General features: G+C 51.7%; 10 protein-coding genes and 1 tRNA gene. 5 read left to right on the plus strand and 6 right to left on the minus strand.

Going from position 1 to position 13,417, the window contains the following annotated elements; translation table 11 throughout:
* Positions 1-119: 119 nt before the first annotated feature.
* Both E6C74_RS10905 and E6C74_RS10910 read right to left on the minus strand, forming a co-directional pair.
* Positions 120-204: transfer RNA gene (locus E6C74_RS10905), tRNA-Leu, on the minus strand.
* Positions 205-348: 144 nt separating this feature from the next.
* Entirely contained in the window at positions 349-1,719 is a 1,371-nt protein-coding gene (locus tag E6C74_RS10910) for a GGDEF domain-containing protein (protein WP_136485035.1), read from the minus strand.
* Between the two features lie 267 nt (positions 1,720-1,986).
* Here E6C74_RS10910 and E6C74_RS10915 point away from each other — a divergent pair, with 267 nt between their 5' ends.
* Entirely contained in the window at positions 1,987-2,460 is a 474-nt protein-coding gene (locus E6C74_RS10915; RefSeq protein WP_136485037.1) for an RDD family protein, read from the plus strand.
* Positions 2,461-2,526: 66 nt separating this feature from the next.
* Here the strand turns inward: E6C74_RS10915 and lptG are convergent, their stop codons facing one another.
* Entirely contained in the window at positions 2,527-3,597 is a 1,071-nt protein-coding gene (gene lptG, locus E6C74_RS10920; RefSeq protein ID WP_136485040.1) for an LPS export ABC transporter permease LptG, read from the minus strand.
* 3 nt (positions 3,598-3,600) lie between these two features.
* A complete protein-coding gene (gene lptF, locus E6C74_RS10925; RefSeq protein WP_136485042.1) occupies positions 3,601-4,707 on the minus strand; it encodes an LPS export ABC transporter permease LptF in 1,107 nt (368 codons plus the stop codon).
* Between the two features lie 191 nt (positions 4,708-4,898).
* Here lptF and pepA point away from each other — a divergent pair, with 191 nt between their 5' ends.
* The 3 genes from pepA to E6C74_RS10940 all read left to right on the plus strand — a co-directional run bounded on the left by pepA (position 4,899) and on the right by E6C74_RS10940 (position 9,959).
* Positions 4,899-6,407 (plus strand): leucyl aminopeptidase, encoded by a 1,509-nt coding sequence (gene pepA, locus E6C74_RS10930; protein ID WP_136485044.1) that lies wholly within the window; start codon positions 4,899-4,901, stop codon positions 6,405-6,407.
* Between the two features lie 148 nt (positions 6,408-6,555).
* Positions 6,556-7,005, plus strand: a complete 450-nt coding sequence (locus E6C74_RS10935) for a DNA polymerase III subunit chi (RefSeq protein ID WP_136485046.1) — start codon at positions 6,556-6,558, stop codon at positions 7,003-7,005.
* 92 nt (positions 7,006-7,097) lie between these two features.
* Positions 7,098-9,959 carry a valine--tRNA ligase gene (locus tag E6C74_RS10940; protein WP_136485048.1) on the plus strand — a complete coding sequence of 954 codons (2,862 nt, stop codon included), beginning with the start codon at positions 7,098-7,100 and terminating at the stop codon, positions 9,957-9,959.
* 90 nt (positions 9,960-10,049) lie between these two features.
* Here E6C74_RS10940 and E6C74_RS10945 read toward each other — a convergent pair whose 3' ends face one another.
* Together E6C74_RS10945 and E6C74_RS10950 are read right to left on the minus strand one after the other, a co-directional pair.
* Positions 10,050-11,012, minus strand: a complete 963-nt coding sequence (locus E6C74_RS10945) for a D-2-hydroxyacid dehydrogenase (RefSeq protein ID WP_136485050.1) — start codon at positions 11,010-11,012, stop codon at positions 10,050-10,052.
* 31 nt (positions 11,013-11,043) lie between these two features.
* Positions 11,044-11,781: a pseudouridine synthase gene (locus E6C74_RS10950; RefSeq protein ID WP_136485053.1), complete on the minus strand. Its 738-nt coding sequence runs from the start codon at positions 11,779-11,781 to the stop codon at positions 11,044-11,046.
* A 296-nt stretch (positions 11,782-12,077) separates the two neighbouring features.
* On the opposite strand from E6C74_RS10950, the gene E6C74_RS10955 reads away from it, so the two are divergent.
* Entirely contained in the window at positions 12,078-13,352 is a 1,275-nt protein-coding gene (locus E6C74_RS10955; RefSeq protein ID WP_136485055.1) for an Nramp family divalent metal transporter, read from the plus strand.
* Positions 13,353-13,417 lie beyond the last annotated feature (65 nt).

A 13,417-nucleotide genomic window follows, 5' to 3' on the forward strand; every position in this document is an offset into this window, starting at 1 on the left:
TTTGGGAAAAAAAGAGGCGATAGCAGGAAAGGAGGTTTGAGATAAGCACCTGAAAAGTTGAATATTTTCAAACACCTAAAACGACGAAAGGCCGCTGTAATAAGCGACCTTTCTAATCATGGTACCGATGGGCGGACTTGAACCGCCACTCCCGAAGGAAACGGATTTTGAATCCGTCGTGTCTACCAATTTCACCACACCGGCATCTTAGGGGGAATCCCCTTCAATGGTTGGTCATTATACGTAAGAACGAAGACGGTGCAATAACAATATATTGAAAACTAAATTGTTTGCTGAATATTTCGCCACCAATCCTAACTCGCTTAATTCAGGCTAACTCTCTCGTTATTACTCATTTTGCACCAATAAGATAACCCGATTACGCCCTTGTGCTTTCGCCTGATACAGCGCCATATCCGCCCGCTTGAACAAAGAGGCTTCACTGTCCTGCGCTATATAACTGGTGACACCGGCGCTGATAGTAAACTCAGGCAAATCCCCTTCGCGTAAATCCTCCACCAGCTGTCTCAGATTTTGTGCCAGTTGATAGCTGCTGTCACCATTTTGCATCGGTAACACAATCGCAAATTCCTCACCGCCGAGGCGAAATAGCATATCAGTAGAGCGAATACGCTGCTTGAGCTGAGCGACCAACAATTGTAGTAGCTGGTCACCTACCTGGTGACCATAACGATCATTGACCCGTTTAAAATAATCTACATCCAGCAATACCAGACCAAAGTCATAACCACCACGCTCGGCCAGATCCAGTTGCAGTTGGATCTGCTCTTCCCATTTATGGCGATTGAATGCACCAGTCAGTTTGTCCTGAGTCGCGAGCGCCAATAACTGCTTTTCGACCCTTTCGCGGCTGGTCATCTCAACGCTGAGACGTGACATCACGATATTGATTTCATATTCCAGTTCCGCCAGCTCGTCGCGGGTCTGGATAGGCGCTACATCAAGCTCTGATGATCCGTCGCCCTGATCAAGCGTCGAGGTCATGGTATGAATTTCGCCCTGAATGCGGCGAATGCGATGCAGAATAATCTGCACGATATAGACGGTGAGAAATAACCCCAACCCCAGCGCGCCAACGCCTAGCAGTATACTGACCAGCAGGAAATCTTTCTCGTGGCGCTCGGTGTAGTAAGCATCCTGACGAGTAACGCTCTCGAGATGACCAATAATGTTTGTACCGGCCGCTTCCAGTTCATCGGCCAGGGTTTCCATCCTATTCCGCTCCGCCGCAGAAATGACATCGCGCCCAGCTACCATTTCCAGATGTTGTTCAAACGCAGCGCTTTGCTGCGCATAGCGGCTGATCTCCTGCAATACCTGCTGATGCTTAGCAGGCATCAGAATTACCTTGTTCTGGCTCAGATTCTGCTCAATCAACTGTACTGCTTTATCGAGCAGGCTCTTCATTTTGTGCTTTTGAAATGCCAGCTGCTGATGGCGTTTGAGCTCATCATACGACTTCCCCGCTAACAGGGAGCGTTCAAACTGCTGGTGTTGTTCCAGTTCAATAAACTCCAGTTGGCGCATAATCTGGCTAAGAGGGATATCCAGATAGGCGAGTTCACGCATCTCATGGTCTATCTGCTTAATTTTGTAACCTGAATAGACAATCGCAAACAGCAAAAACGTCAGCAGCAAAACAAACAGACCGCCGATTTTGTGTTTGATTGAAGCGTGATACCAATTAAAAAGCGCCATGATTTTCCCTAACCAGAAAGTGAAACCAGACCAAGAGTCGTAACCAATACCGCCGGCTACACAGAGATCCGCTTTGGCATAGTGGCCGAATTTTACCTGCTGACTGAGCAGAGGCAAGTTTGGTTACGCTTTTGTGAACCCATTCGATCTCTCTTCTTGCTCAGGGTAACAAATTACGACCAATTACTAAGCTGTGCGGCAGCTCTCTTTTCACCTGACCAACCTGACGATATGCTGACGGCCGGTTGATTAGATACAAAGGTTGTTATGAACGAGTCCACTCTGCCTCCTGCCGGGCTGCTGCGCCGAGTCGGAGCACTGATTTACGATACCCTGGTGGTGATGGCGATCCTGATGATTGCCGGTGGCGTTGTTGTTGCTGTACTAGAAGCGTGTGTCGCCGCGGGGATACTCAGTTATGCCCCTTATCAGGACGCGGGTGACCTGCTTAGCCATCACCCGATCTGGAGCCCGGCTTATACCCTGTATCTGGCCTGCGCCTGGATCTACTTTTTCGTGTTCTTCTGGACCCGCGGCGGCCAAACCCTCGGAATGCGGGCCTGGAAACTGGTGGTATGTAATCCGGACGGTACGCGCATTTCAGCGACACAGGCCCTGATCCGCCTGGCAACATCAGTCTTCGGACTGGGAAACCTGACGGTACCTTTTGATCCAAAGAAACGTGCTTTTCAGGACATGTGGGCCAAGACTTGTGTGGTCGTGCTGCCGAAAGTTAAATAAGCGCAGTCCTCTGTTAAGGAATAAAAAAGGAAAGCTTCTGCTTTCCTTTTCTGTTCATAACACCCGTTAAAGTTTGCGTCGTAGTAGCACGATAGCAATACTGAGGAACACCAGACTCGGCGCGACAGCGCCAAACACCGGTGGGATGCCGTACACCAGACTGAGCGGACCAAAAAACTCACTGGAAATATAGAAGGTGAAACCTGCGATGACCCCGGACAAGATCCGAGCCCCCATGGTCACACTACGCAGCGGACCAAAGATAAACGACAGTGCCATCAGCATCATGACCGCAATCGAAAACGGCTGAGTAATCTTACGCCAGAACGCCAGTTCATAACGGGAAGCATCCTGTTCCGACTCTTTGAGATAATGAACATAATCATACAAACCACTCAGCGCCAGCTCTTCCGGCTTGACGGTAACCACCGCCAGCTTATCCGGGGCCAGAGAGGTCTGCCAGCGGTATTCTGGCAGTGACTGTTTGGTGATGACGACGTCATCTTTCATGTCCGTGATCTCAACACCTTTCATCATCCACAGATTATCGCCGAGATAATCGGCCTGTTTGGCAAAGACCACGTTGGTTAGCTGTTTATTATCATCGAACCGCCACATATTGAGGCCATGCAGACGATTATCATCGATTTTAGCGATGAAGATAAAATCATTGATATCGCGCGCCCAAACCCCGGTGCGGACCGATAAAATCTGGCCGCCGGAGGTTGCGAACGCGCGCAAATCACGCGCCGCTTTCTGTGCCTGCGGCGCGCCCCACTCACCAAGCAGAGTGACCATAATCATCAGCGGCACCGCGGTTTTCAGCACCGACAAACCAATATCAATTTTCGAAAAACCCGCCGCCTGCATCACTACTAACTCTGAACTTGCGGCCAAAGCACCAAGACCAATCAGTGCCCCCAGCAATGCAGCCATCGGGAAAAACATTTCAATATCACGCGGAATACTCAGCACCACAAACAGCAGGGCCTGCAGCAGATCGTAGGTACCGTCACCCACTTTGCGCAGCTGTTCAACATATTTGATGATACCGGACAACCCGACAAAGGTGGCCAGTACCAGCATGGTGGTGGCAATAATGGTGCGGCCGATGTACCAGTCAAGAATCTTAAACATGACTTAGGCTACCTTTTTCTTCTTTTGTCTTAACTTATCTTTGAATTTTCTCACCGGCACGCTATCCATGGTATTGGCAATAATAGCCGTCAGCAGCAGCGCTGCATTGATCGGCCACATACCGACCAGAGCCGGGATAGAGCCATCTTCCAGTGCTGACTTAGTCGCACTGATGGCCAGAAAATAAGTCAGGTAAATCAGGATTGCCGGACCCATTTTGGCAAAACGGCCCTGACGCGGATTGACCGCCGACAGTGGCACCACCAGCATGGTCAACAGCGGAATACAGACCACCAGTGAAATACGCCATTGCAACTCCGCCTGCGCGCGGCGATCAGAATTATGCATCAGTTCCAGGGTCGGAATCGCTTCCCAGTCGCGGCCTTTCTCTTCCACCTCGCGCTGACCAATCAAGCCTTCATATTCATCAAACTTGGAGATCATGTAATCAACGCGGGTCGGGACCCCTTCATAGCGGGTGCCGTTATACATGGTGATGATCTGGCGTCCGTCACTCAGTTCTTTCACGTCACCGGAATCGGAGAACATCACACTCGGCAGGATCGATTCACGTGGCGTCAGTTGCGCCACGAACACGTTGTTCAGGGTTTTGTTGTCGATATTATCGATAAACACCACCGACGAACCATCCGGCGAACGCTGGAACTGACCGGTTTGCAACAGGTCAACACTGTTTTCCGCCGCCAGTTGTTCCATCAGCGATTCGACTTTATCCTGACTCCAGGGTGACAGCCACAGCGCGTTAAAGCCGGCGACACACGAGGTAATAATGCCGAGATACAATGCAGCGCGCACCAGGAACTTATTACCGATCCCGGTGGCATTCATCACTGTAATTTCACTTTCCGCGTACAGGCGACCGAAGGTGAGCAAAATCCCGATGTACAGGCTCAGTGGCAGCATTAACAACCCCATTGCCGGCATGTTCAGACCGACAATGGATAAAATCAAACGAGCCGGGATTTCACCATCAGACGCATCGGCTAAAACGCGAATAAATTTTTGGCTCAGAAACACTAAAAACAGCACGAAAAAGATCGCTAATTGGCTTTTAAGTGTCTCGCGGATCAAATATCTAACAATAATCACGCTGAAATAACCTATGCAAAACTTGTTTTTTTGATTGAATCACTATAATTTCCCGTTGAACCTTTTATTTTTTAAAATTTCACTATGTGTTAGAGCGCTTAACTAAAGGGTAGATCCAAGTGAGGATTCAACAAGTAAGAACGCATTATCTAACATTTAGTTCTATTTGTCTTTAGGATGTAGGAGTACGCATGGAGTTCAGTGTTAAAAGTGGTAGCCCTGAAAAACAACGTAGCGCATGTATCGTTGTCGGTGTCTTTGAACCACGCCGCCTTTCTCCAGTCGCAGAACAGCTAGATAAAATCAGCGACGGCTATATCAGTTCACTGCTGCGTCGCGGTGATCTGGAAGGTAAACCGGGGCAGATGCTACTGCTGCATCAAGTACCTGGTGTTCTGTCTGAGCGCGTATTGCTGGTTGGCTGCGGTAAAGAGCGCGAACTGGGCGAACGTCAGTACAAAGAAATCATTCAGAAAACCATCAGCACACTTAACGAAACCGGCTCAATGGAAGCGGTCTGCTTCCTGACTGAACTGCATGTTAAGGGGCGCGATACTTACTGGAAAGTGCGTCAGGCTGTCGAAGCCACCAAAGATGGCCTGTACACTTTCGACCAGTTCAAAACCGTGAAGCCGGAGACTCGTCGTCCGCTGCGTAAACTGGTATTCAACGTCCCTACCCGCCGTGAACTGAGCCTGGGCGAGCGTGCTATCACGCACGGTCTGGCTATCGCTTCCGGTGTTAAAGCCTGTAAAGATCTCGGCAATATGCCACCCAACGTGGCTAACCCGGCGTACCTGGCTTCCCAGGCTCGTCGTCTGGCTGACGACTACGAAACCATCAGCACCAAGATCATTGGTGAAGAAGAGATGGAAAAACTGGGCATGACCTCTTACCTGGCGGTTGGCCGTGGTTCGAAGAACGAATCCATGATGTCAGTCATCGAGTACAAGGGCAACCCGGATCCGAATGCCAAGCCGATTGTCCTGGTTGGTAAAGGTCTGACTTTCGATTCAGGCGGTATTTCACTCAAGCCAGGCGAAGCGATGGATGAGATGAAGTACGACATGTGTGGTGCCGCGTCAGTATTTGGTACCATGAAAGCGATTGCCAAACTGAACCTGCCACTTAACGTGACGGGTATTCTGGCTGGCTGTGAAAACATGCCTGGCAGTAACGCTTACCGTCCGGGTGACATCCTGACGACCATGTCAGGTCAGACGGTTGAAGTCCTCAACACTGACGCAGAAGGCCGTCTGGTTCTGTGTGATGCCCTGACCTACGTAGAGCGCTTCGAACCCGATTGTGTGGTCGATGTGGCCACGCTGACCGGTGCCTGTGTGATTGCACTGGGTCACCACATCAGTGGTGTAATGGCCAACCATAACCCGCTGGCCCATGAACTGGTCAATGCTTCTGAGCAGGCCAGCGACCGCGCATGGCGTCTGCCGATGGCGGATGAATTCCACGAACAGCTGAAAAGCCCGTTTGCCGATATGCAGAACATCGGTGGCCGTCCGGGTGGCGCGATCACCGCGGGTTGCTTCCTGTCGAAATTCACTAAGAAGTACAACTGGGCCCACATTGATATCGCGGGTACCGCGTGGCGCTCTGGTGCGGCGAAAGGTTCAACCGGTCGTCCGGTCTCTATGCTGGTCCAATTCCTGCTCAATCGCAGTGGCCAGGATAGCGAGGAGTAATACTCCCGAAAATAAAAGGGCCGTCAGGCCCTTTTTTGTTTATCGCGAATCGAGGTTTACCGCTAACTATTTTTACCGCTAACTATGTTTATCGATAACTATGTTTAATAACGGCGAGTGTTGGTCGTGAACCGAATGAGGCACAAGTATGGCAACAGCAACGTTTTATATCGTCCAGCCCGATTCCCCGCAGGCGACGGAATCCGGTCTGGCTGACTATGCGCTGTTCCTCAGTCAGCATTTTGCCCGTCAGGGCGCCAAAGTGTATCTGCAATGCAATGATAAAGCCCATGCCGAGCAGATGGCAGAGCGCTTCTGGCAGGTCGACGCGACGGACTTTATTGCCCATAATCTGGTTGGAGAAGGTCCGCGCTACGGCACGGCGATCGAAATCGGTCACTGCGGGGTCAAACCTACCTGGAACCGGCAACTGGCAATAAATTTGGCCGATAATCATACAACCTTTGCGAAGGCCTTCGCAGAGGTGGTAGACTTCGTCCCCAACGAAGAAAATGCGAAACAACGGGCTCGTGAACGTTATAAGTTGTACCGCCAGGCGGGCTATCAGCTGCAAACCATCGAGATCCAATACCCATAATGGTTCATCGTTATAGTTAAGCTCTCTTGTTGAGAGACCTCACTTATAAAGATTGCCAGTATTAACCATCAAAGTATCCATTTAAGAGCGCTATGGAAAAGACATATAACCCAACATCAATCGAACAAGATCTGTATCAGACTTGGGAAGAAAAAGGCTACTTCAAGCCTCACGGTGACACATCAAAAGACGCCTACAGCATCATGATTCCGCCACCGAACGTCACTGGTAGCCTTCATATGGGTCACGCATTCCAAGACACCATTATGGATACCCTGATTCGTTGCCAGCGCATGAAGGGTAAGAACACCCTGTGGCAAGTCGGTACTGACCACGCGGGTATTGCGACTCAGATGGTTGTTGAGCGTAAGATCGCGGCAGAAGAGAGCAAAACCAAACACGATTACGGTCGTGATGCCTTCATCGACAAGATCTGGGAATGGAAAAACGAATCTGGCGGCACCATCACTCAACAGCTGCGCCGCCTGGGTGCTTCGGTTGACTGGGACCGTGAACGTTTCACTATGGATGACGGCTTCTACAAAGCAGTACAGGAAGTGTTTGTCCGTCTGTACAAAGACGACCTGATTTACCGTGGTAAGCGTCTGGTTAACTGGGATCCAAAACTGCACACCGCGATTTCTGATCTGGAAGTGGAAAACAAAGACGTTAAAGGCAACATGTGGCATTTCCGCTACCCGTTAGCCGATGGCGCCAAAACTGCTGAAGGTAAAGACTACATTGTCGTCGCGACCACGCGTCCGGAAACCATGCTGGGTGATACCGGTGTGGCGGTAAACCCGGAAGATCCACGCTACAAAGATCTGATCGGCAAAGATGTCCTGCTGCCTATCGTGGGCCGTCGTATCCCGATTGTCGGCGATGAACACGCTGACATGGAAAAAGGTACCGGCTGTGTGAAAATCACCCCGGCACACGACTTCAACGACTATGAAGTGGGTAAACGTCATCAGTTGCCGATGATCAACATCTTCACCTTTGATGCTAACGTGCGCGCTGCAGCGGAAGTGTTCAATTCGAACGGTGAAGCGAGCGACGCTTACAGCACCGAGATCCCGGCTCAGTACCAAGGCCTGGAACGTTTTGCGGCACGTAAAGCGATCGTGGCAGAATTTGAGCAGCTTGGCCTGTTGGAAGAAATCAAAGATCACGACCTGACTGTCCCTTACGGTGACCGTGGCGGTGTGGTGATCGAACCTATGCTGACTGACCAATGGTATGTGCGTGCCGGTATTCTGGCCCAGCCTGCGGTTGAAGCGGTGGAGAATGGCGACATTCAGTTTGTGCCTAAGCAGTACGAAAATATGTACTTCTCCTGGATGCGTGATATTCAGGACTGGTGTATCTCTCGTCAGTTGTGGTGGGGTCACCGCATCCCGGCCTGGTACGATGCCAACGGCAACGTTTACGTGGGTCGTAACGAAGACGAAGTCCGTGCTGACAACAACATCCCGGCTGATGTTGCCCTGAGCCAAGACGAAGACGTGCTGGATACCTGGTTCTCTTCGGCGCTGTGGACCTTCGGTACCCTGGGCTGGCCGGAAAACACGGACGCCCTGAAAGTGTTCCATCCGTCAGAAGTTCTGGTGACCGGTTTTGACATCATCTTCTTCTGGGTGGCGCGCATGATCATGATGACCATGCACTTCATCAAAGATGAAAACGGCAAGCCACAAGTCCCGTTCAAGACGGTTTACGTCACCGGTCTTATCCGTGATGAAAACGGCGATAAGATGTCGAAGTCAAAAGGTAATGTGCTGGATCCGATCGACATGATCGACGGTATCGATCTGGAATCGCTGGTCACCAAACGTACCGGCAACATGATGCAGCCACAACTGGCGGCCAAGATCGAGAAAAACACGCGTAAAACATTCGAAAACGGGATTGAACCTTACGGTACCGATGCACTGCGCTTTACCCTGGCAGCAATGGCATCCACCGGTCGCGATATCAACTGGGATATGAAGCGTCTGGAAGGTTACCGTAACTTCTGTAACAAGCTGTGGAACGCGAGCCGTTATGTACTGATGAACACCGAAGAGCAGGATTGTGGCTTTGCTGCAGGCGCTGCACTTGAGTATTCACAGGCCGACAAATGGATCGAATCTCAGTTTGAACTGGCAGCGAAAGCGTTCAACGAACACATCGACAACTACCGCCTCGATATGGCCGCGAACACGTTGTACGAGTTCATCTGGAACCAGTTCTGTGACTGGTACCTGGAGCTGACCAAACCGGTGCTGTGGAAAGGTAACGAAGCGCAGCAACGTGCGACACGCCGTACCCTGATCACTGTGCTGGAGAAGACCCTGCGTCTGGCTCATCCGGTTCTGCCGTACATCACCGAGACTATCTGGCAAAGCGTTAAGCCACTGGTTGAGGGTGTGGAAGGCGACACCATTATGCTGCAGGCACTGCCTCAGTACGATGCCGACAACTTCCATCAGGAAGCGCTGGATGACATCGAATGGGTAAAAGCCTTCATCACCAGCATCCGTAACCTGCGTGCAGAGTACGACATCAACCCGGGTAAACCACTCGAAGTGATGCTGAAAGCAGCCAACGAGACCGACGCACAGCGTCTGCAGGCTAACCAGCAAGTACTGATGTCGCTGGCGAAACTGGAAAGCGTACGCATCCTGGCATCAGGTGAAGAAACGCCGGCCTGTGCGACCGCACTGGTGGGTAAATCTGAGCTGATGATCCCGATGGCGGGCCTGATCGACAAAGATGCCGAACTGGATCGCCTAGCGAAAGAGATCGCGAAAACTCAAGGCGAGATCAAACGCATTGAAGGCAAACTGGGTAACGAAGGTTTCGTCGCCAAAGCGCCGGAAGCTGTGGTTGCCAAAGAGCGTGAGAAGCTGGACGGCTACAAAGAGACCCTGACTAAACTGGAAGAGCAGAAAGCGACCATCGCCGCTCTGTAAGTTATCAGGATGAAGAAAAGGCAGCGAATTCGCTGCCTTTTTTGTATCCGTTGCCCGGCTGGATGAACGCTTTACCGGCCCGACTCACGCCTACACAATCCGGTTTTGCTGTTTACCGGCGGCGTATGCCTCAATATTGTCGATTAAGATGTTAGCCAGTTGCTGAATGGCAGAGTCACTGCCCCACGCGACGTGCGGCGTTAACAACAAATTCGGCAAATCCATATTGGCAATCAGCGGATTATTAATATCCGCCGGCTCCTGGGTAAATACATCGACCCCGGCCCCCGCAATGGTACGCTGCTTGAGCGCGTCCACCAGCGCGGTTTCATCCACCAGGCCGCCACGGCCGGTATTGATCAGGATTGCGGTCGGCTTCATACAGGTAAGCTCAGGCTGAGCAATCAAATTACTTGTCTGCTCGGTCAGCGGGCAGTGCAGCGATAACACATCCGCTTCGCGCAGCACCTGTTCAAACGGGGTATAACCGGCGCGGCATTCAGCCTGACCTTTATGTTCAGCAAACAGCACCTGCATCCCCAAAGCGCGCGCCAGAGCAGCAGTTGCCTGGCCGAGCGCGCCGCCACCAATCAGACCGAGCGTGCTACCGGCAATATCACCGATCGAGTGGGTAAAAAAACAGAACTGCTTGTTGCGCTGCCATTCACCGGCAGCGATATCATGGTGATAGCCCATCAGATTACGCCGCAGAGCAAACATCATCGCCACCACATGTTCCGGCACCGAACGGGTCGCATAACCCTGCACATTACACACCGCGATATTATGAATCCGGCAGTAATCAACATCGACATTATTAACGCCGGTGGCTGATACCGCGACCAGACGCAAATTCGGCAATTGAGCCAGGATCTCGGCACTGAGCACGACTTTGTTGGTAATGACGATTTCCGCATCCTGCAGGCGTTCAACCACTTGCTCTGGCGCTGTGGTATCGAACTCCTGCCAACGATGAGAAAAGGTCAGTGCCGGCAGGTGGATATGGCGCGGTATGGTGGCGCGGTCAAGGAATACAACAGTGGGTAACGACATAACTTCTCCTCGGTCTGCCCACTGTTCGCAGTTAAGGACGGGGCAGAGTTTTATAATCGGGTAATTTTCGCTCAGGATCGAAATGCTGCAATATCTGTTCTTGCGCTTCGGGATAGAAATCACACGCAACAAACAGCGAGCGTAGCCAATGACTACGAGGATGATAAAAGCTCAGCTCGGCTGCATGCAACTCCAAACGGTCAGTAAAGTCGATCGCCTCCTGCGGCGCATAGAATTCATCACCGACAATCGGATGGCCGATGGCCATCATATGAACCCGTAACTGGTGGGAACGACCGGTAACCGGAAACAGACGCACCACCGAGGTATGCGCCTCACGTTTAACCACCTGATATAAGGTTTTGGACGGCTTGCCCGTGTCATGACACACCATCTGTTTGGGCCGGTTCGGCCAGTCACAGATCAGGGGCAGATCAATCTCGCCCTCATCCTGTTGCACCTTGCCCCACACCCGGGCGTAGTAAATTTTATGGGTCAGACGATACTGAAACTGCTTTTTCAGGGCGGCTTCCATATATTTATCTTTGGCGAACAACATCAGGCCTGAAGTCGACATATCGAGACGATGCACCACCTGGATCTCGGGATACTGCTCCTGCAGGCGGCTCCACATACTGTCGTGGTGCTCGGCCAGCCGACCCGGGACGGAAAGCAGACCGGAAGGCTTGTTCACCGCCAGGATGTAATCATCTTCGAAAACCACGTCAATCCATGGATCGGTCGGTGGGTGGTACTCAGTCATCGCCATGTGCTATCTCGTTCCAACAGGTCAGTAAAAAATCGGCGCATTATAACCCTAACTGCCTGCGGGATGCAGCAGGCAAACCCTCTCTGCGCTGTTGACATGTGCCGTTTAAAACAACAATCGACAAAGGTCAAATAAGGACATGAAAAAAAGTTTTGGATAAATTGTAACTAAAAATTGACACGAATATTAACTGTGATATTGATGGTCAATATTGATAAAAAAATGAGCGCCGGCCCACGCAGGCAGGCGCCGCTTTTACTCGCACAACACAACATCAAAATTTGTAAGGAACAAGAATGGAAAATGCCGTCCCTTATCCATCGCAACAGCGGCTGTCATTATCCCAACTGGTGCGTTCACTGGGCCCGGGCATCATGATGGCTGCCGCTGCCGTGGGTGGTTCTCATCTGGTCGCTTCAACTAAAGCCGGAGCCATCTACGGCTGGCAACTGGCGATTCTGATTCTGCTGGTTAATCTGTTGAAATACCCATTTTTCCGCGCCGGCGTTCAGTACACCATGGGCACAGGTCAAAGCCTGGTCGAAGGCTACGCCAGACTAGGCAAACCTTATCTGTGGATTTTTGCCGTGCTGGCGGTGTTCTCCGGCATCGTCAATACCGCAGCCCTGCTGCTGTTCAGCGCCAGTCTGCTGAGCATCTTTGTGCCGTTTGAGCTGCCGCTGGCAGTATTAAGCGCGATAATCCTGGCCACTTGCCTGATTATTCTGTTTGCCGGTCATTACCGCGCTCTGGATACCTTATCGAAAGTCATCATGGCGGTGCTGACCATCGCGACCCTGCTGGCTGTGGCGATTGCCGCCTTTAACCCGGCGCCGGTCACCTCAGCAGTCACCGACGGCCCGTCACCATGGACTCTGGCTGCGATCGGCTTTCTGGTGGTGACCATGGGCTGGATGCCGGCTCCGATCGAGATCTCCTCACTGACTTCGGTGTGGCTCAAGAGCCAGTGCCGCCAGCAAAAAGTGACGGCACAGTCGGCACTGTTTGACTTCAACGTTGGTTACATCGGCACCGCGCTGCTGGCGATTGTGTTCCTGGCGCTGGGCGCCTTGGTTATCCACGGCACTGGCGTTGAGCTGTCCAAATCCGGCATGGGCTTTTCGCACCAGCTGGTTGGCATGTACGCTTCGACAATTGGTGAATGGTCACGTTACCTGATTGCTGTGATTGCCTTCTTCTGTATTTTTGGCAGCACGATTACCGTGATTGACGGCTATTCGCGCGTGATCGCCGAATCTCAGCGCCTGCTCAAAGAGCAAAAACAACAAAGCCCGAAAGTGCTGCAAGGCTGGATTGTACTGGTCTCTGCAGCAGCACTGGCGATTGTCAGCTTCTTTACCTCTGCGCTGATGCCGATGCTCAATTTCGCCATGATCATGGCATTTATGACCACGCCGGTGTTTGCCCTGCTCAACTACACTCTGGTTACCCGTACTGAACTGCCGGACGAGCTCAAAGTCGGCCCGAAACTGAAAGCCCTGTCAATCATTGGCCTGGTTTACCTGTTCGGCTTCCTGGCCCTGTTTGTATGGTGGAAGTGGCTGATGTAAGCCGCTGCAGTACCTCAGCTGGTTTAGCACCGGATAACAGCGATAAAAAAGGCTTTCCCGCGGGA

This window comes from Vibrio sp. H11 (assembly GCF_004804295.1).
Classification (GTDB): Bacteria; Pseudomonadota; Gammaproteobacteria; order Enterobacterales; family Vibrionaceae; genus Vibrio; species Vibrio ostreae.